Raw genomic sequence first — 22,902 nt, 5'->3', positions numbered from 1 at the left:
CGAACAGGGATTCCACGCCATCGCGAACAAACAGGACGCAGCGACGCGGGAGCTTTGCCTTTTTACTCGGACTGCGACTTCGCAGTCAACCGGCTTCGCGTCTTGCGCATCGATTCACCTGCGAGCGTGATGCGATGAGCGTTGTGTACGAGCCGGTCGAGGATCGCGTCCGCAACAGTGGGTTCGCCGATCGCGTCATGCCAGTGGTCCACTGGCAGTTGGCTTGTCGCCAGCGTGGAGCGATTGCCGTGACGATCGTCGAGGACCTCGAGCAGATCACGTCGCGCGGAGTCGGTGAGTGGAGCCATCGCCAGATCGTCGAGGATGACGATGTCCGTCTTGGCGAGTTGCGCGAGCCAGCGTGCGTAGCGGCCGCTGCCGTGTGCGATGGCCAGTTCCTCGTTGAGTTTGGGCACGCGCAGGTAGCAGACGGAGAAGCCCTGCCTGCATGCCTGAACGGCGAACGCGCAGGCCAACCAACTCTTGCCGAGCCCGGTCGGCGCGACCAGTATCAGGTTCTGGCGCTCCCGAATCCACTCACAGGTCAGCAGCCGAGCGGTGAGCGTACGATCGAGGCCGCGCGCAGTTCGATAGTCGATGTCCTCGGGCGATGCGTCGGGGAACTTCAGTTTCGCGCGGCGCAGCCGCGCGGCTGTTTGTCGCGACTCCCGTTGGCTGGCTTCGCGCTCGACCAGCAGCCCGAGACGTTCCTCGAAGCCCAGCCGGTCGATGCCGTCCTGGGCCTGCTGTTCGGCAAGGGCGGCGGCCATGCCGGTGAGACGCAGTGCGTGCAGTTTGTCGACGGTCGGATGTTCAAGCATAAGAACTCCCTGTTGATTTCAGTGGTAATAGGAAGGCCCACGCACGTTGGCGTGCACGAGCGGCAGGTCGGCCTGGGCAGCAGCCGCTTCGGGCTCCCGGTCCAGGCCGTTCTTCAGCGTCGAGGCAATGAACTTGTAGTTCGGCGCTTTCAGATCGATGGCGCGACGGCAGGCGGCTTCGAGCCGGTCGCGCCCGTAGTCCTTGCCCATGCGCAGCACGTCCAGGCAGGCGCGGTACGCCTGCTGCGGATGCTTGCGCGCGCCGAGCAGGTGCTGGATAACGGCCGCGGTATGCGGACCAATGTCGGTGGCCCAGTTGCGCAGCCGCTGTGGATCGCAGCCCTTCACGACGGCCTGATGTTCCGGCGGCATGTGCGCGTCGATGGTGGTATGGAAACGACGGCGGGCGCTCTTGCCGTGGGCGGCAATGCGCTGACCGCGATGGAAGATCTCGACGGTGTTGGCCGTGACGCGCACATTGACCTGTTCACGCGCGTACCGGTACGACACCGAGTAGTAGTGCTCGTCCACCTCGATGTGATAGTCCGGACCCACGCGGGCCACGATCCACTCCGCGTACTGGTATGGCTTCTCGGGAAGCGGCCGCAGCGCCGGACGATCGAACTCCTCGAACGCGCTGCGTCGACAGCCCGGCAGTTTCTTGAACGGCCGGTTGTTCAGCTCGACAAGCAACGCGGCGACGGCCCGGTTGGCCGCGTCCAGACTGAAGAAGCGCTGGTTGCGCAGCTTCGCGAGAATCCATCTCTGGGCCAGGAGTACCGACAGCTCGGCTTTGGCCTTATCGCGGGGCTTTCTGACACGTGCAGGAATGATGGCCACGGAATAATGCGAGGCCATCTCCTGGTAGGTCGGGTTGATATCTGGCTCGTAGAAATTCGCCTTGCGCACGCCGGACTTCAGGTTGTCGGGCACCAGGACCTCGACTAATCAGCAGCTTCTCGTAATGCGCAGGAGTGAGCGGGACCGGCGCCGTTGCTGAATTCTGGTCGCCGGTTCCTTCACATTAAGAGGGGCTTAAAGGGAATCTAGCCACGCAAGCAGATCATTGTCGCGCTTCCATCGCGGCGGCCTCTTTCTCTTCGAGGCCGGCTCAAGACGCTCGAGTGCCGCGCGCTTCGTAGCGAGATTTGCCTGTGCATAGTGATTGGTAGTGTCCAAACTCACGTGGCCGAGCCAGCTGCGGATCACGGTGACGTCTACGCCCGCTGCTACGAGGTGGACGGCAGCCGCGTGCCTGAAACTGTGCGGAGATACGCGCTTCAAGGACAAGGTAGGAACTGTCTTTGCGGCTGCCTGAACGTACTGTGCGAGCTTATAGCGAACTCCAGACGCTCCCAGAGGTACGCCATAGCGATTGACAAAAATGGGATCGTTGTCCGCGCGCGGTTGGCGCTTGAGTAGTGCTTTAAGCACGAGGACGGTTTCTGGCCATAGAGGACAAATCCGCTCTTTTTTACCCTTGCCGATCAATCGCACGTAAGACGGTGGATCGAATCGAATACGTTGGGGGCTAACATCGAGCGCTTCCTGGATGCGTGCACCGGTGTTGTAGAGAAAACAAAGTAGCGCGTGATCGCGTAGGCCCTCAAGTCTTGTGCGGTCCGGCTGCAACATAATGGCATCGACTTCGTCCGGCTCAAGATAGAATGGTGCGCGAATGGCTTCACGCTTCGTGGGAATGCGCAGTACTTCGGCGCACTGTGCCGCGTATATGGGCTCCCGTTCAGCGACAAACGAGAAAAAGCTGTGCAGCGCGGCCAATCGGCAGTTTCGAGTACCGACCGTAACCTTGCGTTCTTGCTCACATTGCTGCAAGAAGGCTCCTGCCATGGCTGCGGTAAGGTCGCCCAGCACGAGTGTGGCTACGGACCGTTTGCGCCGTGTTGCCGAAAACCGCAGGAATAGTCTCCAGGTATCGCGATATGATCGCACCGTATGGGCGGAAAGATTGCGCTGTTCCAGCATGTGTGAGTAGAAAAATTCCTGGAGCAATCTTGGCAAAGGATCAATCGGTCTCATTGTCCACTCCTTCGTCGACGTGCAGGCTTTGTGCGCCGAAAGCACGGAAGCGCGCGCCTGCCAGTTGCAGCAGTTCATTCGTGATGGTCAAATAGACCAGAGTCGAATTAATGTCCCTGTGGCCGAGATACGTGGCGAGATAAGGAAGGCGAGCCTGAGGGTTGACCCCCTCGCGATACCACGCAAGCATTCGATTTGCGACGAACGTATGCCTAAGATCATGAATGCGTGGCCCAAGCCGGCCTCTGTCTGGCTTTACGCCAGAGAGGCGCAGCACTCGTACTAGAAGCTTCTCGGTCATCACATAGGAGTAGCGCCCGGCCCGTTGCTGATGCCAGAACAGGCCTGACTCTGCCTGCTGTGGGCCGCCCGCCAGTCGCCGCGCATGTAGGTATTCGCGCAGTGCAACCACTACGCTTTTGGGAACCGGTAATGTCCTCGATTTAAAGAACTTCACCTCCCGAATATCGATCTCGCCCAAGCGTAGTCCAGTGCAGTATGCAAGAACGAGCATTGTGTACAGGCTCAGAGGTCGAAGCGGTGCGTATGGAGAGGGAAATCGCCGTGCAGTTTCAAGCAGGAGCTGCACCTCTTGCTCTGTGTAGATGTGGGGACGCCGTCGCTGTTGCTCCAACTGCTGACGGAGTCGGAGGTCAGGCTTGGGCACGGAAATCATTGGCTCGAAGCGTCGCCATGCCTTGGCGACATCGCGCCCCAACTCCTGGCACTGCCAGGCGTGCTCTGGCGTCGGACATATGGCTCGCCATTCTTGCAGAAGAACGGCCAGAGGTTGGCCGTCCAGATGCGGATTCTTCTGCAGATAGCGATCGAAGTATAAAAATCGATTTGCTGGCGTCTCGTAGCGGTAGCCCATGTCGCGCATTAACGTGACATGGTAGAGCATGAGTGGACCGAGAAAACTTCCAAAGCGGGGAAGCGGACGTAGGGCTTCAAGCGCTGTCTCTGACGAAGACGATAGTAGTGCACGCACTATGGGCGTTGTCGTTCGCTGACCGTATTGCATCCGCAGTTCGTGTAGCGGATTGCTCGCAATCGATCCTTCTGTCTCGAGAAAATCGAGGAACCGGTCGACGAGACGCGCGCGATGAAACACAATGTGCAAAGGCCATTGTGCAATTCGCTCGCGCAACCACGCTTCGATTGTTTGCTGATCGAGTGATCGCCCGCGATCGTACTGCGTGACGAACCGTTGGAAGCCGGAAAGAATGCATCGGTAAACGACGGGCGTCTTTGCGTTGCGGGCTCCCAATTCCACGATAAAGCGTTCGATGCAACCTTCGTCGGCATCAGGCCAGAGTCGCTTCATGGCTGCCTCTCCGAGTTCGGAACGTCAAGGGCTACGCCGCGAAGATGCTCCGTAGCCAACTTCAGGTACGCAGCTATAGACCCGGCAGATCGATGTCCCAATAGGTCCCCGATCCCTTTTACCGAAACTTCAGCGCGAAGCAGGCTGATAGCGCGGGCGTGTCGAAATGCGTGCGGACCGCATTTGCCAACTGGATATATCCCGGCTGCTTCGAGCCGTCGACGCACCGGTGTGTACAAGCTCGAACCATTGCGAAAGCCGCGATAGGGTGCCCGAGCGCGAACAAATATCTCGCGCACATCTGAGGCTGGTCGTCCTCGTCGCAAGTAGTCAAGCAGAGCATCGCCGACACTCGGAAGCAACGGCAAGACTGACTGCGATCCAGTCTTGGTATGACGGACGTAAAATCGATCGGCTCTCCAATCGATATCTTCCAGACGCAGTCGCGTTACCTCTCCCGCACGTAAGCCGTACGTCGAGAGCATCATCAGAATGGCGTAGTCGCGTAGCCCTATCGGAGAACGGTCGTGGCGCGTGGCTCCCAAGACCGCGCTGATATCGGCGGGGCGTAGCGCCGAGGGAATAGACTCGTATGCATACGTTGTTGGGACAATGATGAACCGAGAAAGATCGCGATCGGTACGCCCCGTCTCATATAGGTAGCGAACGAAGCTGCGAAGCCCCGACGCGATACCTTTACGCGATACCCGACGCAGCAACGAAACTCGGCGTTGCAGATAGCAATCGATATCCGGCACTGTCATATGCATCAACGTTTGCGCGCCTTTGCACCGACCATCGGAACACAGGAATCGTTGTGCTTCGGCCAAAAGGCCGTCGACTGTTTCGTCGGCCAGCCCTCGCCACTCCCGGAGCCATTGACCGTACTCCGTGCACAGTTTCCGATTAAACCTTGCGTTGACACTGGAAGGGACCGAATCGGGCGGCCACTTGCCAATAGCCAAGCGCAGCAGCTGATGAATGCCAGTCGTGTGAGACGCTCTCCAGCCCGGCAGGGAGAGTGGCGAGTGACCGTGGTGACGCCGGAAGCGCCGAAGTTCACATTGAAGATACGCGGAGATGTCTGTTGGCCCCGTAGCTTCAATACGTATTCGTCGCCTATCGAGAAATCGAAGGAAGTTTGCCGCGACTACCAGATAGCGATTCCTGATCTGCACACAGTATCGCTCGCCTACCAGACGCCGCTCGAGTTTGCAGAGCAGCAGCTCGTGCTTTGTTTGCTGATGGGACATGGCGCGCCTCCTCAAGCGGTTGGTCGCACCTCGAGCATGGCACCATCGAGATAATGTGAAGGAACCGGCGACCAGAATTCAGCAACGGCGCCGATCCCGCGTCACTCCTGCGCATTACGAGAAGCTGCTGATTACCCGAACTGCTGGTGCCCGACAACCCGAAGGCGCTGATCGCCAAGGCGGATCGCTACGAACCGGTGCTGGGCAACACCACGCAGGACTTCGTGAACCACTACGCGACCGCCATGTTGCCGGCGCGGCCGCGCAAGCCGCAGGACAAGGCGAAGGTCGAGGTCGGCGTACAGATCGTCGAGCGCTGGATCCTCGCGCGGCTGCGCAACCACCGCTTCTACAGTCTGGCCGAGTTGAACAAGGCGATTGACAAGCTGATCGTCGACCTGAACCAACGACCGTTCAAGAAGCTCGAGGGCAATCGCCGCGAATGGTTTGAGCGGCTTGATCGGCCAGCGCTGCGCCCCCTGCCGGCACGCCGCTACGAGATCGCGACCTTCGTGAAGTGCCGCGTCAATATCGACTACCACGTCGAAGTCGATCACCACTATTACAGCGTCCCGCACAGCCTCGTACGTCAGGAGGTCTACGCGCGCGTCACCCGCCACGGCGTCGAGATCCTGCACCGCGGCAAGCGCGTTGCCGCCCACGCCCGCAGCCGACTCCGGAACAAGCATACGACGTTGCCCGAGCACATGCCGGCGGCGCACCGCGCCCACATGGAATGGACGCCCGGGAGATTGCTGAACTGGGGCGCCTCCGTCGGTCCCGGTGCCGAGGCGATCGTCAAACACCTGCTGACCAACCGGCCGCACCCCGAGATGGGATATCGCGCGTGCCTCGGACTGCTGTCGCTCTCACGCAAGTACGGCAAGGAACGGCTCAGAGTGTGTCAAAACGCACAGCCGGCGGAAATTTGAGGGCGCGCTGGCTCGTTGGTAGATTGGGGCGTATCGATTGTGGCACGACAAACGTCAATTCAGTGCCGAATGTATTGCGGAGACGGTGAGTCACATACGGGTTTCACACCCGCATCGCTTTCATAACCGTTTCTGAACCGAGAAGCTTGATAACCCGCTTCATGTTGTAGGCAAGCACGTGCAAGCTCATCTCGGTGCTCACCCGCTCGATAGTGCGAGTCAGGAAATGAGTTGCGCCCATCCAGCCCTTGATCGTGCCGAAGGGATGCTCGACGGTCTGTCGTCGGATACGCATCATGTCGGGGGCGAGATCAAGCCGGGCCTGCATCTCTTCGAGCAATCCTTCGTGCTCCCAGCGCGTTACCCGGCGTTCGGTGCTCGGAGTGCATTTGTCTTTCAACGAGCACTGTTGGCACTGCGAACTCCAGTAGCGATCAAACTTCAGGCTACGTTCGGTTGTTGTATAGCGCCATACGAGACGCTCGCCTGCCGGACATCGATACTCGTTCTTCTCGGCATCGTAGATAAAATCGTCTTTGCTGAAGCGGCCGTCAGCGGTCGCTCCCGAGGTCTTTGTCTTAGGAACAAACACCGTGATGCCGGCCTCGTGGCATGCGAGTATCTCTTCGCTCTTGTAGTAACCGCGATCGGCAACTGCCGTAAGTTTATCAACGCCCATTTCCGTACGCGCCAGCCTGGCCATCGACGTGAGTTGGTCTCGATCAATTCCATCATTGGTGACCTGGTGCGCGACGATCAAATGGTGCTTTGCATCGACCGCTACCTGGACGTTGTAGCCGACGACTCCGGTTCCCCGAGTCTTCATCGAACGCGCGTCCGGGTCCGTGAGCGACACCTGCTTGTCCGGTGCCGCGTCGAGCTTGACTTCGACCTGTTTGAGGATTTGCATCTGCTCCTTGAGAGCCGCAATCTTGTCTTGCAGCCGTTCTGTCTTCGCCTTCGCGATCGTCGGCTCCTGACGATCGGCGGTGTCCATTTCTACCAGATAACGGCTAATGCTTGCCTCGATATCCCGCATGCGGCGTTCCAGTTTCGCGCTCGTGAAGTTGCGATCGCGATGGTTCACAGCCTTAAACTTGCTGCCGTCTATCGCAACGAGCGCCTCGGAGAACAGGTTCAGGCGTTGGCACAGCACAACGAACTGGCGACAGACGCTGCGGATCGCCTTGCCATTATCTTTGCGGAACCTCGCAATGGTCTTGAAGTCGGGCACCAGACGACCCGTGAGCCACATCAATTCGACGTTGCGCTGTGCCTCGCGCTCAAGCCGTCGACTGGATTGAATTCGGTTCAGGTAGCCGTAGATGAATGAAAGGGACTTCCCCATCCCGATGTTTCGGCGGAAGCCGCGAACCAGCATCGGCGTACCATTGTTCGGTCCCGATCGTTTAACCGCATCGACATCAGGAGAAGTTCATGACCCTTGCTACGTTAGGAATCGATCTTGCAAAGAACGTCTTTGCCGTTCATGGTGTGGACAAGGCCGGCAAAGCCGTACTGATCAAGCCACGTGTCATGCGCGATCAATTGGCGGCACTTATCGCACAACTTCCGCCTTGTCTGATCGGTATGGAAGCCTGCTCAGGCGCACACCATTGGGCACGGATGTTCCAGCAACACGGGCACACGGTAAAGCTCATGGCGTCGAAACTGGTTGCGCCGTACCGGATGTCAGGCAAGCGGGGCAAGAACGATGCCGCTGACGCGGCTGCCATCTGTGAAGCTGTCACGCGGCCTAACATGCGGTTTGTGCCCCTTAAGGACGAACACCAACAGGCGGCCCTTTGCCTGCATCGCACGCGTCAGGGTTTTATCGAAGAGCGCACAGCGACCTATAACCGTGTGCGCGGCCTTCTGTCCGAGTTCGGCATTGTGTTGCCGCAGAGCCCGGGAAAGTTGCGCAGCAACATCGCGGTCCGTATGGATGATGCCTTGCCTGGCTGGGCAAATCGCTGCATTCGAGATCTGCTCGAACACATCAATCGGCTGGAAGAGCGTCTCGGCGAGTACGATCGTGCCATTGGTGAGCTTGCGCGCCAGGATGAGCGCAGCCGCAGGCTCATGGAATTGCGCGGGATAGGGCCCACCACGGCCAGCGCATTGCTCGCCACTCTCGGCGCCGCCCTCGACTTCAGGAACGGCCGGCAGGTAGCTGCATGGCTTGGATTGACGCCTTCGCAATATAGCAGTGGTGGCAAAGCCCGGCTCGGAGGCATAACCAAGGCTGGCGACGCCTACGTACGTACGCTACTGGTAAGCGGCGCACGCGCCGTGATGGCAAATCTGCGGGATAAGCAAGACCGGCTGAGCCGGTGGATCAGGAGCCTCGTTGAGCGGCGTGGATACTGGCGCGCGGCGGTCGCTATTGCCGCCAAGAATGCGCGGATGGCGTGGGCGGTTTTGAAGTACGGTGATGCTTTCCAACTAGAACCGGTGGAAGCCTGACCAGCACTGCCGCATTCTTCAATCGGACCTTCTCCACGGCGGTCAGAACCATGAATAGATAGAAGATCACTTTGCGCTGCCAACAGTGATGTGAAGTGGGTTGGACCCGCGCGGGGAGTACCTGGAAGATCTACTGGAGTATCCGTTCCCGATAGATGAATTAGGTCCTCGCGTGCGTCTTTCATCAGGGTCCGGGCGATTGGCCCGACATGACCGTTTGTAGTATCGCAGTCCTTCACCTTCTTAAACATTGCAGGCAACGCAACAGGCAACACCAGGGACTCCATCGGACTTGTGCTGAATGGGGAAGCCCTTGTAGTAGATCTTAAGCATCACATCCGGGTGATACGCAGGTCGTCCGGTAAGCGCTGGTTCGACGCCCTCAAATCCAAGCTGATGAAGATCCAGCTCATCGACAAAGACGTCGACTACGCGGACCGGATTGGTATCCGCTACATAGTCGTCGAGCGATTCAGGAAGAAGGATTGTTTGAGTACGATTGTCGCCTTGAACGAACCGCTTCATCTCGCTCGCCTCCGCTATCGGACGAGATATTTTAGCAATTCAAAAAGGTGTTTTGACACACTCTGGGCCATCTACGGCCGTTGGGCCGCGCTTTCGCGCGGACATTTGAGCGTCGGCTACGCCCAGGTACCGGACATTCGGGTACAGACTCGATCCAGAAAGTCGTCGGCCATAACGGCCGTTCGCGTCGGCCCCCCGCCTCGCCTTGCGAAGGTCTGCTTCCGAGCGTGAAGATGTTGCTTCGGATACCAAACGGATATGCCGCGCTGTTCTGTCAATACCTGCATCCGCACCCATCGCAGTCATGCAACGCCAGCGCCGATGCGTTTTCGAAAAAACATCACAGTGACGTCTGCTGGTTGTTTGGCAGGCAACGCGACTTGACAGGTCCACGGGTGCATGGGACATGCCCAGCGGAACAGGCGCCGCCGCGGCGCGGATGCATATCAATAAAGCATGAATCGCATCGCAAAAATGCATATTACATATGTGAGCGCGAGTCCCATACTGCTTTTCAGCCGACGTGCCGGGATCGACAACCGTCTGCATACGGCGATTGTGGTGGACGAAATAAGTCACGGGGATTCCCCAGAGTCGCACAAGCGTGACCGATGTCGCCACCGATTTCCTTCGAACAAATGGGGGCTTTACAGCCATGACGCTCACACTCGGCGCGTTGCTCGCGCTGTCGTTTCTCATTTCCGTGCTCGGGCTCTTCATGTTCATATGGGCACAGACACGGGGTTTGATGCGGGCCGGCCCCGAGGCGGCACAAGTGATATTCGAAACCGGTGAACTTGGCACGGTCGAAGAACCCGCGATTTCGTCGACGCAACGCAGCGCGCTGCAGAGGGCCGAAAGCAATGGCAACGCTTCGACGCCGCACGGCGACGCGCAACGAGCCGTGCACACGCGGCCTGATTTGCTGGCCCGCGAAGCGCAGGACAGGTCGAGCCGCACCGCCGCGTTCGCGTTTCTCGCGTCGTCGATCCTGTGGCTGGTGCTTGGCTCGCTCGCCGGCCTGGTCGCCTCGCAAAAGCTGACGTCGCCGGATTTTCTGGTCCAATCGGCCTGGCTGACGTTCGGCCGCATCAGAACCGCGCACTTGAATATGGTGATCTATGGCTGGGCATCGATGGCAGGACTGGGCATCTCGTTATGGATGCTGCCGCGGCTGCTGAAGACCCGTCTCGTCGGCGAGCACTACGCCGTCGCGGGTGCCGGTCTATGGAATGCCGGCGTCGCGGCCGGTGTCGTAGCGATACTCGCGGGCTGGACGGACGGCCTGCAGTGGCTCGAGATTCCGTGGCAGATCGGCATTCTTCTGGCGATCGGCGGCGCACTGTCAGCCGTGCCGCTATTTTTGACGCTATCCCGCCGCAATGTGGACCACCTGTACGTTTCGGTCTGGTACATCGCTGCGGCCCTGCTCTGGTTTCCGATCCTGTATGTCGTCGCGAAAGTGCCATACGTGCATTTCGGCGTGGAGCAGGCGATCGTCAACTGGTGGTTCGCACACAACGTGCTTGGCTTGTGGCTTACGCCGTTCGGTCTTGCTTCGGCCTATTACTTCATCGCGAAGGTGCTCGGCCGTCCTATCTACTCGTACAACCTCTCGCTGGTCGGCTTCTGGGCGCTGGCGATGTTCTATAGCCAGGCCGGCATTCACCATCTGCTCGGCGGCCCCGTGCCAGCGTGGCTGCAAAGCGTTTCGGTCGTGCAAAGCGTGATGATGCTGATCCCCGTCCTCGCGGTCGGCGTCAATCAGCACATGACGGTGGTCGGGCGCTTCGCGACGCTGCGATATTCGCCCACGCTGCGCTTCGTCGTACTGGGCGCCGCGCTGTACACACTCGTTTCGCTGCAAGGCTCGCTCGAAGCCGTGCCGTTCTTCAATCGCCTCGTGCACTTCACACAGTACAAGGTCGCGCATGCGCACCTCGGCCTGTACGGCTTTTACTCGATGATCATGTTCGGTTCGATCTATTTCGTGATGCCACGCGTACTGGAGCGGGAGTGGCCCTATCCGAAGTTGATTTCCCTCCATTTCTGGCTGGCTGTGATCGGCTTCGCGATCTACTTCGTGTTTTTGAGCATCGGCGGTGTTCTGCAGGGCATCGCAATGCTTGATGCCACGCGGCCCTTCATGGATTCCGTCAACGTGCTCGCGCCTTACCTGCGAGCCAGAACGTTCGGTGGCGTGCTGATGACCGCCGGGCACCTCGTATTCGCATGGCACTTCTTCGCGATGCTACTCGACCGCGGGACGATCCGCTCCGGCCAGGCGCTTATCGGCGGCGCGCCGTCCACAGGAGTCTGACCATGAACCGGGTTCTCACCATCGTCATCGGCGCGCTGATCATGCTGGCGATCGCCACGCTCGTGCTGGTCGCATTGCCGTATCGCGAGTTGCAGGACGAATCGCCGCCCGAACAGCTAAAGCCGTACACCATCGCACAACTGCGCGGCCGCGCCACATACGTCAACATGGGTTGCGTGTATTGCCACTCGCAGCAGCCGCTGGCGGCGACCCTGGGTCCGGACGCATTGCGCGGCTGGGGCCGCCCGTCGGTATCGGCCGACTATGCGTACGACTACCCGCACCTGCTGGGCGTGTCGCGCACCGGCCCGGATCTGTTCAACATCGGCGCACGGCAGCCTAGCGTCGACTGGCATCTCGCTCACCTGTACCAGCCACGCAGTGTGACGCCTGGAAGCGTGATGCCGTCGTACCCGTTCCTCTTCAAGGTGGTCGCGCATCCTGGACCGAACGACAAGGTCGTGACGCTGCCGCCGCAATTCACGCCAGCCGGCGGCCAGGTCGTCGCCACGCAGGAGGCGCTCGATCTCGTCGCTTACCTGACTGCACTCAATCATACGTATCCCGTTCCCGCCACTGAATCCGGAGTGACGAAATGAAACACGACACGCAGCACGACACGATCCAGACACGGGAGTATGCGGAACCCATCGAACAGGCGAATCCGGTGCCCTGGCTTCTTGGGCTCGTCGGCGCATCGCTAGCAGTCTGGGGCGTCAGCTATTTCCTGCTCAATCCGGACCTCGCGCCCGCCAGCGCCAAAGACACCAGCCGCGACGCCGTGACGAGCGCCGCAGCACCCGCCGCGGCCGACGGCGCGCAGATTTTCGCGAGCCGCTGTGCGTCCTGCCATCAGGCAAACGGCGCCGGCCTGCCTGGCGTGTTTCCACCACTGGCCGGCTCTGCATGGGTGAACGGCGACGCGAAGACCGTCTCGCGCATCCTGCTACTGGGCATCAACGGCAAGATCGACGTTGCCGGCGCAACCTTCAACGGCACGATGCCCGCCTTTGGCACGACCCTTTCCGACGCGGAAATCGCGGCGGTGGCCACGCACGTTCGCGCGAGCTTCGGCAACAAGTCGGCTGCACTGACAGCCGACCTTGTGAAGGGCGAGCGAACCGCTCTGGGCACTCGGACGACGCCGTGGGCAGGCGGCGACGAACTCTCGAAGCAGCCGTAGAGCCGGACGAAACGCAAAATGCAATCCAACCTTCCAGATAGTGCGCTGCTGGATGTGCGCGGCATGTGGTGCACCAGTTGCGCGAACGCATTGGAAACCATGCTGCGGCGCCAGCCCGGCGTGCTCGCCGCGAGCGTCAGTTTCGCGGCTGAGTCCGCCTCGCTGCAATGGGATCCGCTCGCGACGTCGCTTGAGCTCCTGCTGCAGCGCACCGCCAAACTCGGATACGCGTGCATCCCCGAAGGCGCGGGGCACGACCGGCGCGCGCATTTCGCGAAAATCCGCCATGACCTGATGGTCCGGCTCGTGGTTGCCGTGTTCTTTTCGATGTGGGTAATGCCGGCGCAATGGGCGCTGTACGTTGCGCCCGAGGGCAGTCTTTCGCCGGCCGCCCGATTTGGGCTGGCGCTGTTTGCAGGGCTCGCCACCATGCCGGTGATCGGCTACGGTGCGCTGCCGTTTTTCCGCGCGGCGTGGCGCACGCTGCGCGCTCGAGCGCCGGGCATGGACGTCCTCGTCGCAACCGGGGCCGGTGGGTCCTGCCTGCTTTCGGTATGGCAGTTGATACGGGGCGAGTCGACCGTCTATTTCGATTCCGCCGCAATGATCGTGGTCTTCCTGTTGGCCGGCAGGCTGCTCGAAACGACCGTGCGAAGCCAATCGGCCGACGCCGTACGCAGCCTGCTCGAATTACCGCCTGAAACCGCGCACGTGATCGATGCATCCGGCGCCGAAACGCAAGTCCTTGCCAAGCGGGTGGAACGCGGCAGCGCGGTTCGGGTGTGCCCTGGCGAGCGCGTTCCGCTCGACGGCGTCATCACGCAAGGCGTGTCGTCGCTGGATCGCTCGCTGCTGACGGGCGAAACGGCGTTCATCACCGTCGAACCCGGCGACCTGGTCGAAGCCGGTGCACTCAATGGAGACGGCGAACTGGTGGTGTTGGTCGAGCGCGCCTGGGGCGAGCGTCGCGTGGATCTGATCGCGCATAGCGTGCGGCAGATGCTCGCGCGCAAGACGGCGACCCAGGCACTCGCCGAACGGTTCACCCGCTACCTCGTGCCAGCCATCTGCGGGGTCGCGACGCTCGCCTTGCTGTGGAACGCAGCCGAGGGTATTGCCATCGCCGCCGCGCTCGAACGCGCCGTGGCGGTGCTCGTCATTACCTGCCCCTGTGCGCTCGGTATGGCCGTTCCGCTCGCGCTTACCGCTGGGGCGGGGCGAGCGGCGCGCGCGGGCGTGCTGTTCCGGGATGTCGAGGCGATCGAGAAGGCCGGCCGCATCGCCCTCTTCTGCTTCGACAAGACCGGAACACTGACCGAAGGCTCGCCTCGGCTCGTCCAGTCGCAATGTGCCGACAGCGTGAGCACCGTCGACCTGTTCGTCGACGCGGCGATCGCCGAGCGCGGCAGCGAGCATCCGCTCGCAAAGGCCATCGAATCATTGGTACCGCCGTCATGCCGTGCAACCGTCGACGGCGCGACGGGAACGTCCCGCGCAACGCCCGGGGCGGGGGTGGAATGGATCGGCGCGGACGCCTCTCGCATTCTCGCCGGCAGTGCGTCCTTTCTCGCCGGGCTCGGCGTACCGGTTCCGGACACGGCAGCCACGCATACGACGGTACATGTCGCGCGCGATGGGCGGTGGCGCGGCACGCTGCATTTCGCGGACGCGCCGCGTGCCGGTGCACGCCGCGCGCTGGCCACGTTGCGGACGACTGGCGCGGCGCTCGCAATGCTGACCGGCGACGAGCCGGCCGTCGGCTTGTGCGTCGCCGAGGCTGTCGGCATTGACTCCGGCGCCGTGTACGCGGGCCAGTCGCCGGAAGAGAAGGCCCGTCGCATCGTCGCTGCGCAGGCAGCGGGAACGAAGGTCGCGTTCATCGGTGACGGTCTCAACGACGCGCCCGCGCTCGCGGCGGCAGATCTCGGCATCGCCGTCGCCAACGCGACGGCGTCGTCGGTGGCCGCCGCATCGATCGTACTGGTCGAGGGCGGCATCGAGCAGCTCAATGCCGCGCTGGCGATCGCACGGCGCACGGCGCGCGTGATGCGCCAGAACCTCATTGCCGCAGCCATCTACAACTTGCTTGCCGTGCCGCTCGCGTTATCCGGAGTCGTGTCGCCAGCAATGGCAGCCGCGTTGATGATCGCCAGCTCACTTTCGGTGACGCTCAATTCGTCCCGCCTCGCTGCCGGCGCAATTAACCGGCACAGCGCTACTGCTGACACGTTCGACACGGACACCGCACATCACCGCAGCACACAGGATCCGGATCTGCAGCGGCCACCTGCGCCGATGTTCAACACCTGACAGAAGGATGACCATGAAGAACGATGAACGCGACATCTTCCAGCAGCGCCGCAGGCTGCTCGGTGGCCTCGGTGCGCTGGGGCTCGCGGCATTGACGAATCCCATAACGGGGAGGGCAGCACCAGGCAATAACATCATGCTGCCCTTCGAAAATGGTGCACGCCCGCTTACGTCCGCGTTTCCGCAGAAGTCCAACGTCATACTGCAAAGAACGCGGCCGCCGTTAATCGAAACGCCGTTCGAGGTGTTCGACCAGGGAGTCTTTACGCCAAACGACCGCTTCTATGTGCGGTGGCACCTTGCGAACATTCCAACGTCGGTGGATCCGGCCGCGTTCAGGCTGGACATCCGGGGTCACGTGAACAGGACCGTCAGCCTGACGCTGAACGATCTTGTGAAAAAATTCCCGCGCTTCGAAATTGCCGCAGTCAATCAATGCTCGGGGAATTCCCGCGGCTTTTTTAGTCCGCGCGTGCCAGGTGGTCAATGGGCGAACGGCGCGATGGGCAACGCTCGATGGACGGGCGTGCGGCTGAAGGATTTGCTGACGCATGCCGGTGTCGGCGCAAACGCAGTGCAGGTGCGCTTGAACGGCCTCGATACCGGCGTGATTCCGCAGACGCCGAAATTCATGAAGTCGCTCGCGATCGACCACGCGCTCGACGGCGAAGTGATGGTCGCCTATGCGATGAACGGAGAGCCGCTGCCGCTGCTCAACGGCTATCCGTTGCGGCTTGTCGTGCCCGGCTGGTATGCAACGTATTGGGTCAAGATGCTGCACGACATCGAGGTGCTCGACAAGCCCGACGACAACTTCTGGACTGCCAAGGCCTACCTCGTCCCCGATAACCATTTTGCCAACGTGCATCCCGGCGACAAGGACTTCAAGCAGGTGCCCATCAATACAATGCTGCCCCGGTCGTTCTTCACCAATCTGCGCTCTGCGGGCACGGTACAACGCGGTCAGCCGATGCTCGTACGTGGCATTGCGTTCGGCGGTCTCAACGCGCTCGCCAAGGTGCAGTTTTCGTCCGATGGCGGCCGCAACTGGACCGACACCGCGATGGGCCGCGATTACGGCCGCTACAGTTTTCGGCAGTGGCAGACGACGGTCAGTTTCCCGCAAACGGGCAGCCGCACACTGATGGTCCGCGCGATCGACTCGACTGGACAGGCGCAGCCGAATACACCGAACTGGAACGGCGCGGGCTTCATGCGCAACGTCATTGAATCCGTCGATATCAACGTAGTCTGACACGAGGCGAAAACCATGAACTTGAAGCTGCTTCGTATCGCGGCGGTCTGGGCCGCCCCTGTCGCCGTCGGTGCCATTGCCGCGCTGACCGGCAGTCACTACCTGCCTGAATCGATCGCCGGACAGGCGCAGCGGCAGGCCGCCCTCGTGCCTCCGGTGCATTTCGCCCCGCTCGACGTTTCTTTGCCGGCTGGCAGCACGCTCTTTCCACCCGGCGAAGGCGCAGAGATCGCGAATGCCAATTGCGTGATGTGTCATTCGACCGGAATGGTGCTGCGCCAGCCACCGCTGACCACTCCCGAGTGGAAGACCGAGATCATGAAGATGCGCAACGGCTTCGGCGCACCGATTCCTCTCGATCAGGTCGACCAGCTTGCTCACTATCTTGGCGTTATCAATGGGAAGAAGAATGAAGCGGGCCCCTCCGGTGTCGACAACCAGGCCAGCTGACGCACAAGCATCGGACCTGGGAACGCGCGGCTGCGAGTGTGTTCCTGCTCAAGGACTCGACGCTTGCATGCCGCCAATCCGCATGCGGCCTGGTACCGGGACAGCCGCACGACTCGCCGCCGTCGGGTTGCAGATCTTCGCACCGAAATGCGCGCTTTGCTGGACCACCTACGCTGGCCTCTTTAACGCAAGCTGGTTCGTCGCAACGAACATTCATCCGATCTGGGCGTCGCTTGCAGCGCTGTCCTCGACGCTCGCCGTGTGCATCAGCCTGCTCGCGGCGCGGCGAACGCGCCGCTATCGAGCCTGGTTGTGGACGGCAGCTTCGTGGTCGTTCCTCATTGCCGGCTGGTTGCTGGACTGCTTGCCCGTCAGGTGCCTGGGATTCGGTTTGCTCGCAGCCAGCTTTACCTACGCTGGGCTTACCCGCAGAGTGCGCGCCCGTACGTCAACGGGATCGGCGCCCGGTTCGCTGGAAGCGGCTCCGGCGCAGTCCGGCTAGCAGCATGCCGACGGGCGCCAATTGACCGTTACGACGACGCGAGACGCCACGATGACGCCCCCTCGTCCGCTAGACGATCATGTGTTCGAACATCTGATCGGCGAGCGTGCGAAAGGCGCGCGCGCTCGGGCTCAACGCACGCGCCTTACGCCAGATCATGTTCAGATCCCGCTCGATCTTCAGGTCGTGCACCCGCAACTGCACCAGCACGCCTGTGGCGAGTTCGTCGGCGACCGTTTGGCGCGACACCCAAGCGACCGCATTGCCAAGGCGCAGCATCCGTTTGATCGCCTCCGCGCTGCCCACCGACAGCTTCGGCGACAGCTCATAGCCGTGCCGGGCATACGCGTCCTCGATCACCATGCGTGTGCCGGACCCGGGTTCGCGCATCACGAGTTCGGCATTGCCGACCTCCGCTGCGCTGACGCGGCGCTTGCGCGTCAGCGGGTGGCTGGCGCCGGCGACCGCAATCAGTTCGTCACGACCAATGACGGTCGCATCGAACGCCGATGCGTCGTATGGTCCTTCGATCAGCCCAAGCTGCCGTTCATGCGCCAGCACCGTCTCCTCGACATGTTCGGTGTTCGACACCGCGAGGTCGACCGTGATGCCTGGATATAACCGCCGGAACTCGTCCAGAACGGGAGGCAGCAGATAAACGCCAATCGTGCGGCTTGAGGCGAGCCCAAGGTGCCCGCGCGTCAAACCCGCGAACTCGCCGATCGCGGTTTCGGCTGCGTCCGCCAGCGAGAAAATCTGCGCGGCGTATTCGGCAAGCAGACGGCCTGCCTCAGTGGGCTGCATGCCGCGCGGGAGCCGGTCGAACAACGGCACGCCGACTCGTTCCTCCAGTTCGCGGATCTCGCGCGTAAGCGCCGGCTGGCTAACGTGAAGTCGCTCCGACGCGGCGGTGACGCTGCCGGTCTCCGCAACAGAAAAAAACGCTGCGAGATGGGTGAAGTTCATCGTCTTCTGTATATCAAATAGGCATTGATTCCATATTAACGATGTATTTTCAATATGGATAGCAAATCCGCACAATCAGTTCATTCCGTTTCGCTGTGGAGATGACCATGTCCAGCCAGATTGGTGCACACGAGGCCACGTCCTTGCAACACTTCTCCGACAAGATTCGCCAGTTCACGCCGAACTGGTTCGCGATGACAATGGGTAACGGCATCGTGTCGCTCGTGCTCGCCGCGTTGCCCCTGAGCTTTCCGGGCCAGCATGCACTCGCCGTTTCGTTGTGGTGCGTGGACATCGTGCTCTATGCGGTGTTCACGGCGATGTTCGCTGCGCGCTGGATCTTCTATCCAGAAACGATCAAACCCCTGCTGCATCACCCGCTTCAATCGATGTTCCTGGGCACCTTGCCAATGGGTCTCGCGCCGATCATCAACGGCGTCGTGCTGTTCGCAGGACCGCATTTCGGCGCAGGTGCCTACTCGCTCGCGTATGCGTTGTGGTGCTGTGACGCACTGCTGGCAGTCGTTGTCGCGGTGGGAGTGCCGTACCTGATGTTCACCGAGCAAAGCCATGCCTTCGAACGCGTTACAGCCGTGCTGCTGCTGCCGATTGTGGCGCCCGAAGTGGCGGCGTCAAGTGCCGCGGCGCTTGCCCCGCACCTGGTCGAACGAACCGCGCAGCTCGTCGTCGGCGCAGGCTATCTTCTGTGGGCGATTTCGGTGCCGCTCGCCTTCTCGGTGCTGACCGTCGTCTTCCTCCGGCTGGTCATTCACAAGCTACCGCATCGTGATCTGGGCCCATCCAGCTGGCTAACTCTCGGCCCGATCGGCACTGCCGCGTTGGGACTGCTTACGCTGGGCCAGGCTGCGCCCAGCGCATTTGCCGGCACTACACTCGCGAACGTTGCCGCCATGGCACGCGACTTCGGCCTGATCGGCTCGCTGATCCTGTGGGGCGCGGGTGTGTGGTGGTTTGCGGTCGCGCTCCTCTTCACATTGCGCTACCGCCGCGAAGGCTTGCCGTTCAACCTCGGCTGGTGGGGCTTCACGTTCCCGCTCGGCGTCTACACCGCGGCGACGCTGAGCCTGTATCGGGTGACAGGGTTCGAGGCGTTCGCCGTGGCCGCCGTGCTGTTCGCAATCCTGCTGTGCGGACTCTGGAGCGTCGTGCTGTCGTGGACATTGCGGGAAGTGGCACGCGGTCGCCTGTTCTACGCGCCTTGCCTTGCCACCGCGCGCTAGCTAGTTATCGATTTTCGGCCGGGGCCCGGGTCAGGGGGCTGCCGCATCGAATACCCTCGCCGTATAGTTTCGCGACTCGGCAGGCGATAAACTCATGCTCGAAAGCGGGCATTGGAAGCGTCAGCTTTCGACGTGACGCGAAGGACCGAAATGGCCGATGACTTCACTGGCAGCACGCGTGCACGAATGACCGCTGGACCTCGGAAGCCGCCGTTCACGTCGCGCTAGCTCCAACGGCCGGAGAGGGTCGATCACAGGCGTCGCCGCTCGGCCCAGAAGTAGCATCGTCGCGATGACTCACGAAGCCGTGAAGGTGTTTGAGGAGAACAGAGCCCCAACGCATAATTGAGACACGCGTCCAAGCCCTCATCGGGACCAGTAGAAATCCACGGGGATAAGCTCGACGACCCATCCACCTTCTTCGCCCAGCGTGGCCGCCGGGTGCATGGAGGCGATGCGCAACGCCTCGTCATGGGTATCCGCCTCGATGATGAACAGGCCGCCCACGACTTCCTTCGACTCGGTATAGGGCCCATCGGTGACGTGCGTCTTGCCACTGCGCGGGCGGAGCGTCCTCCAGTTGTCCAGATCGCCAAGCGATGCGGAAATCAGTACCTTGCCGGTAGCCCGCATCTTGTCGTCCAATGCGGGGCATTGGCTCACCAATTTCTTGACGTCGTCTGGCGCCATCGCGGCGAATTTATCGGGGGTGAAGTAGGCCAAGCCGAGGTATTTCATGGGAGATCCTTTGGGTGTGAATAACCTGACGACGAAGCTGATGATCGAAAATCGACAATCTTCTGAAAAGTTTGTAGCGGGTCTCGCCAGACTGTCCGCTTTTGGGGTAGCGCGGTGCCCACCGCCGGGCTCGTGCTGCACATGCGGATCGCGTGAGGCAGAGGTCGGCCCAGAGTGTGTCAAAACACCTTTTTGAATTGCTAAAATATCTCGTCCGATAGCGGAGGCGAGCGAGATGAAGCGGTTCGTTCAAGGCGACAATCGTACTCAAACAATCCTTCTTCCTGAATCGCTCGACGACTATGTAGCGGATACCAATCCGGTCCGCGTAGTCGACGTCTTTGTCGATGAGCTGGATCTTCATCAGCTTGGATTTGAGGGCGTCGAACCAGCGCTTACCGGACGACCTGCGTATCACCCGGATGTGATGCTTAAGATCTACTACAAGGGCTTCCCCATTCAGCACAAGTCCGATGGAGTCCCTGGTGTTGCCTGTTGCGTTGCCTGCAATGTTTAAGAAGGTGAAGGACTGCGATACTACAAACGGTCATGTCGGGCCAATCGCCCGGACCCTGATGAAAGACGCACGCGAGGACCTAATTCATCTATCGGGAACGGATACTCCAGTAGATCTTCCAGGTACTCCCCGCGCGGGTCCAACCCACTTCACATCACTGTTGGCAGCGCAAAGTGATCTTCTATCTATTCATGGTTCTGACCGCCGTGGAGAAGGTCCGATTGAAGAATGCGGCAGTGCTGGTCAGGCTTCCACCGGTTCTAGTTGGAAAGCATCACCGTACTTCAAAACCGCCCACGCCATCCGCGCATTCTTGGCGGCAATAGCGACCGCCGCGCGCCAGTATCCACGCCGCTCAACGAGGCTCCTGATCCACCGGCTCAGCCGGTCTTGCTTATCCCGCAGATTTGCCATCACGGCGCGTGCGCCGCTTACCAGTAGCGTACGTACGTAGGCGTCGCCAGCCTTGGTTATGCCTCCGAGCCGGGCTTTGCCACCACTGCTATATTGCGAAGGCGTCAATCCAAGCCATGCAGCTACCTGCCGGCCGTTCCTGAAGTCGAGGGCGGCGCCGAGAGTGGCGAGCAATGCGCTGGCCGTGGTGGGCCCTATCCCGCGCAATTCCATGAGCCTGCGGCTGCGCTCATCCTGGCGCGCAAGCTCACCAATGGCACGATCGTACTCGCCGAGACGCTCTTCCAGCCGATTGATGTGTTCGAGCAGATCTCGAATGCAGCGATTTGCCCAGCCAGGCAAGGCATCATCCATACGGACCGCGATGTTGCTGCGCAACTTTCCCGGGCTCTGCGGCAACACAATGCCGAACTCGGACAGAAGGCCGCGCACACGGTTATAGGTCGCTGTGCGCTCTTCGATAAAACCCTGACGCGTGCGATGCAGGCAAAGGGCCGCCTGTTGGTGTTCGTCCTTAAGGGGCACAAACCGCATGTTAGGCCGCGTGACAGCTTCACAGATGGCAGCCGCGTCAGCGGCATCGTTCTTGCCCCGCTTGCCTGACATCCGGTACGGCGCAACCAGTTTCGACGCCATGAGCTTTACCGTGTGCCCGTGTTGCTGGAACATCCGTGCCCAATGGTGTGCGCCTGAGCAGGCTTCCATACCGATCAGACAAGGCGGAAGTTGTGCGATAAGTGCCGCCAATTGATCGCGCATGACACGTGGCTTGATCAGTACGGCTTTGCCGGCCTTGTCCACACCATGAACGGCAAAGACGTTCTTTGCAAGATCGATTCCTAACGTAGCAAGGGTCATGAACTTCTCCTGATGTCGATGCGGTTAAACGATCGGGACCGAACAATGGTACGCCGATGCTGGTTCGCGGCTTCCGCCGAAACATCGGGATGGGGAAGTCCCTTTCATTCATCTACGGCTACCTGAACCGAATTCAATCCAGTCGACGGCTTGAGCGCGAGGCACAGCGCAACGTCGAATTGATGTGGCTCACGGGTCGTCTGGTGCCCGACTTCAAGACCATTGCGAGGTTCCGCAAAGATAATGGCAAGGCGATCCGCAGCGTCTGTCGCCAGTTCGTTGTGCTGTGCCAACGCCTGAACCTGTTCTCCGAGGCGCTCGTTGCGATAGACGGCAGCAAGTTTAAGGCTGTGAACCATCGCGATCGCAACTTCACGAGCGCGAAACTGGAACGCCGCATGCGGGATATCGAGGCAAGCATTAGCCGTTATCTGGTAGAAATGGACACCGCCGATCGTCAGGAGCCGACGATCGCGAAGGCGAAGACAGAACGGCTGCAAGACAAGATTGCGGCTCTCAAGGAGCAGATGCAAATCCTCAAACAGGTCGAAGTCAAGCTCGACGCGGCACCGGACAAGCAGGTGTCGCTCACGGACCCGGACGCGCGTTCGATGAAGACTCGGGGAACCGGAGTCGTCGGCTACAACGTCCAGGTAGCGGTCGATGCAAAGCACCATTTGATCGTCGCGCACCAGGTCACCAATGATGGAATTGATCGAGACCAACTCACGTCGATGGCCAGGCTGGCGCGTACGGAAATGGGCGTTGATAAACTTAGAGACGG

The 22,902-nt window shown here is 60.8% G+C and carries 16 protein-coding genes and 6 pseudogenes; 12 read left to right on the top strand and 10 right to left on the bottom strand.

Translation table 11 applies throughout. The features are described from left to right. Positions 1-62 precede the first annotated feature (62 nt). The 5 genes and pseudogenes from istB to CJU94_RS37370 form a co-directional block, all read right to left on the bottom strand. The gene (istB, locus tag CJU94_RS37390; RefSeq protein ID WP_095423613.1) at positions 63-821 is read right to left on the bottom strand and encodes an IS21-like element helper ATPase IstB; all 759 of its coding nucleotides are present in this window, start codon (positions 819-821) and stop codon (positions 63-65) included. Between the two features lie 18 nt (positions 822-839). Continuing rightward, a pseudogene (locus tag CJU94_RS37385) lies at positions 840-1,760 on the bottom strand (Mu transposase domain-containing protein); the annotation flags it as partial. Positions 1,761-1,856: 96 nt separating this feature from the next. Further along, complete coding sequence (locus CJU94_RS37380; RefSeq protein WP_095423612.1) at positions 1,857-2,861, bottom strand: tyrosine-type recombinase/integrase; 1,005 nt, start codon at positions 2,859-2,861, stop codon at positions 1,857-1,859. After that, on the bottom strand, positions 2,848-4,188 hold the full coding sequence (locus tag CJU94_RS37375) for a tyrosine-type recombinase/integrase (RefSeq protein WP_095423611.1): 1,341 nt from the start codon (positions 4,186-4,188) through the stop codon (positions 2,848-2,850). The genes CJU94_RS37380 and CJU94_RS37375 overlap by 14 nt, the downstream gene beginning before the upstream one ends. Continuing rightward, positions 4,185-4,952, bottom strand: a complete 768-nt coding sequence (locus CJU94_RS37370) for a site-specific integrase (protein ID WP_244221207.1) — start codon at positions 4,950-4,952, stop codon at positions 4,185-4,187. Before CJU94_RS37370 ends, CJU94_RS37375 begins: the two co-directional genes overlap by 4 nt. A gap of 264 nt (positions 4,953-5,216) precedes the next feature. Here CJU94_RS37370 and CJU94_RS41520 point away from each other — a divergent pair, with 264 nt between their 5' ends. Both CJU94_RS41520 and CJU94_RS37365 read left to right on the top strand, forming a co-directional pair. After that, positions 5,217-5,495 (top strand): hypothetical protein, encoded by a 279-nt coding sequence (locus CJU94_RS41520; RefSeq protein WP_167397613.1) that lies wholly within the window; start codon positions 5,217-5,219, stop codon positions 5,493-5,495. A gap of 77 nt (positions 5,496-5,572) precedes the next feature. Continuing rightward, positions 5,573-6,355, top strand: a pseudogene (locus CJU94_RS37365) (Mu transposase domain-containing protein); the annotation flags it as partial. Between the two features lie 121 nt (positions 6,356-6,476). On the opposite strand, the pseudogene CJU94_RS37360 reads toward CJU94_RS37365, so the two are convergent. Further along, positions 6,477-7,703, bottom strand: a pseudogene (locus tag CJU94_RS37360) (IS1182 family transposase); the annotation flags it as partial. A 107-nt stretch (positions 7,704-7,810) separates the two neighbouring features. Here CJU94_RS37360 and CJU94_RS37355 point away from each other — a divergent pair. Continuing rightward, positions 7,811-8,839, top strand: a complete 1,029-nt coding sequence (locus tag CJU94_RS37355) for an IS110 family RNA-guided transposase (RefSeq protein ID WP_095423600.1) — start codon at positions 7,811-7,813, stop codon at positions 8,837-8,839. 306 nt (positions 8,840-9,145) lie between these two features. Here the strand turns inward: CJU94_RS37355 and CJU94_RS37350 are convergent. Beyond that, positions 9,146-9,364: pseudogene (locus CJU94_RS37350) on the bottom strand (transposase); the annotation flags it as partial. A 655-nt stretch (positions 9,365-10,019) separates the two neighbouring features. Between CJU94_RS37350 and CJU94_RS37345 the strand changes: the two are divergent. The 6 genes from CJU94_RS37345 to CJU94_RS37320 are packed head-to-tail and all read left to right on the top strand — an operon-like array spanning position 10,020 to position 16,882. After that, positions 10,020-11,684 (top strand): cbb3-type cytochrome c oxidase subunit I, encoded by a 1,665-nt coding sequence (locus CJU94_RS37345; protein WP_095423610.1) that lies wholly within the window; start codon positions 10,020-10,022, stop codon positions 11,682-11,684. Between the two features lie 2 nt (positions 11,685-11,686). Then, positions 11,687-12,283, top strand: coding sequence for a cbb3-type cytochrome c oxidase subunit II (locus CJU94_RS37340; protein WP_095423609.1), 597 nt, complete (start codon positions 11,687-11,689; stop codon positions 12,281-12,283). Beyond that, positions 12,280-12,867, top strand: a complete 588-nt coding sequence (locus CJU94_RS37335) for a c-type cytochrome (protein WP_095423608.1) — start codon at positions 12,280-12,282, stop codon at positions 12,865-12,867. The genes CJU94_RS37340 and CJU94_RS37335 overlap by 4 nt, the downstream gene beginning before the upstream one ends. 18 nt (positions 12,868-12,885) lie before the next feature. Further along, entirely contained in the window at positions 12,886-15,177 is a 2,292-nt protein-coding gene (locus tag CJU94_RS37330) for a heavy metal translocating P-type ATPase (protein ID WP_095423607.1), read from the top strand. A gap of 13 nt (positions 15,178-15,190) precedes the next feature. Next, the gene (locus tag CJU94_RS37325; RefSeq protein ID WP_095423606.1) at positions 15,191-16,432 is read left to right on the top strand and encodes a molybdopterin-dependent oxidoreductase; all 1,242 of its coding nucleotides are present in this window, start codon (positions 15,191-15,193) and stop codon (positions 16,430-16,432) included. Positions 16,433-16,447: 15 nt separating this feature from the next. Continuing rightward, on the top strand, positions 16,448-16,882 hold the full coding sequence (locus tag CJU94_RS37320) for a c-type cytochrome (protein WP_095423605.1): 435 nt from the start codon (positions 16,448-16,450) through the stop codon (positions 16,880-16,882). A 571-nt stretch (positions 16,883-17,453) separates the two neighbouring features. On the opposite strand, the gene CJU94_RS37310 is transcribed toward CJU94_RS37320, so the two are convergent. Next, positions 17,454-18,350, bottom strand: a complete 897-nt coding sequence (locus CJU94_RS37310) for a LysR family transcriptional regulator (protein WP_095423603.1) — start codon at positions 18,348-18,350, stop codon at positions 17,454-17,456. Positions 18,351-18,457: 107 nt separating this feature from the next. Between CJU94_RS37310 and CJU94_RS37305 the strand changes: the two genes are divergently transcribed. After that, a complete protein-coding gene (locus CJU94_RS37305; protein ID WP_095423602.1) occupies positions 18,458-19,591 on the top strand; it encodes a TDT family transporter in 1,134 nt (377 codons plus the stop codon). A gap of 366 nt (positions 19,592-19,957) precedes the next feature. On the opposite strand, the gene CJU94_RS37300 is transcribed toward CJU94_RS37305, so the two are convergent. Then, positions 19,958-20,329: a YciI family protein gene (locus CJU94_RS37300; protein ID WP_095423601.1), complete on the bottom strand. Its 372-nt coding sequence runs from the start codon at positions 20,327-20,329 to the stop codon at positions 19,958-19,960. Between the two features lie 235 nt (positions 20,330-20,564). Between CJU94_RS37300 and CJU94_RS37295 the strand changes: the two are divergent. Then, positions 20,565-20,783 (top strand): annotated as a pseudogene (locus CJU94_RS37295) (transposase); the annotation flags it as partial. 306 nt (positions 20,784-21,089) lie between these two features. On the opposite strand, the gene CJU94_RS37290 reads toward CJU94_RS37295, so the two are convergent. Then, positions 21,090-22,118 carry an IS110 family RNA-guided transposase gene (locus CJU94_RS37290; RefSeq protein WP_095423600.1) on the bottom strand — a complete coding sequence of 343 codons (1,029 nt, stop codon included), beginning with the start codon at positions 22,116-22,118 and terminating at the stop codon, positions 21,090-21,092. Between the two features lie 107 nt (positions 22,119-22,225). Between CJU94_RS37290 and CJU94_RS37285 the strand changes: the two are divergent. After that, positions 22,226-22,894: pseudogene (locus tag CJU94_RS37285) on the top strand (transposase); the annotation flags it as partial. Between the last annotated feature and the right edge of the window lie 8 nt (positions 22,895-22,902).

It is taken from the genome of Paraburkholderia aromaticivorans, from assembly GCF_002278075.1.
Taxonomy (GTDB): domain Bacteria; phylum Pseudomonadota; class Gammaproteobacteria; order Burkholderiales; family Burkholderiaceae; genus Paraburkholderia; species Paraburkholderia aromaticivorans.
Note: the sequence above shows the minus strand (reverse complement) of the source record. Positions and strands in the feature narration are given on the sequence as shown.

Coding starts and splice junctions, on each gene's coding strand:
- istB (WP_095423613.1), bottom strand. CDS start 821: ATGCTTGAACATCCGACCGTCGACAAACTGCACGCACTGCGTCTCACC.
- CJU94_RS37380 (WP_095423612.1), bottom strand. CDS start 2,861: ATGAGACCGATTGATCCTTTGCCAAGATTGCTCCAGGAATTTTTCTAC.
- CJU94_RS37375 (WP_095423611.1), bottom strand. CDS start 4,188: ATGAAGCGACTCTGGCCTGATGCCGACGAAGGTTGCATCGAACGCTTT.
- CJU94_RS37370 (WP_244221207.1), bottom strand. CDS start 4,952: ATGACAGTGCCGGATATCGATTGCTATCTGCAACGCCGAGTTTCGTTG.
- CJU94_RS37355 (WP_095423600.1), top strand. CDS start 7,811: ATGACCCTTGCTACGTTAGGAATCGATCTTGCAAAGAACGTCTTTGCC.
- CJU94_RS37345 (WP_095423610.1), top strand. CDS start 10,020: ATGACGCTCACACTCGGCGCGTTGCTCGCGCTGTCGTTTCTCATTTCC.
- CJU94_RS37340 (WP_095423609.1), top strand. CDS start 11,687: ATGAACCGGGTTCTCACCATCGTCATCGGCGCGCTGATCATGCTGGCG.
- CJU94_RS37335 (WP_095423608.1), top strand. CDS start 12,280: ATGAAACACGACACGCAGCACGACACGATCCAGACACGGGAGTATGCG.
- CJU94_RS37330 (WP_095423607.1), top strand. CDS start 12,886: ATGCAATCCAACCTTCCAGATAGTGCGCTGCTGGATGTGCGCGGCATG.
- CJU94_RS37325 (WP_095423606.1), top strand. CDS start 15,191: ATGAAGAACGATGAACGCGACATCTTCCAGCAGCGCCGCAGGCTGCTC.
- CJU94_RS37320 (WP_095423605.1), top strand. CDS start 16,448: ATGAACTTGAAGCTGCTTCGTATCGCGGCGGTCTGGGCCGCCCCTGTC.
- CJU94_RS37310 (WP_095423603.1), bottom strand. CDS start 18,350: ATGAACTTCACCCATCTCGCAGCGTTTTTTTCTGTTGCGGAGACCGGC.
- CJU94_RS37305 (WP_095423602.1), top strand. CDS start 18,458: ATGTCCAGCCAGATTGGTGCACACGAGGCCACGTCCTTGCAACACTTC.
- CJU94_RS37300 (WP_095423601.1), bottom strand. CDS start 20,329: ATGAAATACCTCGGCTTGGCCTACTTCACCCCCGATAAATTCGCCGCG.
- CJU94_RS37290 (WP_095423600.1), bottom strand. CDS start 22,118: ATGACCCTTGCTACGTTAGGAATCGATCTTGCAAAGAACGTCTTTGCC.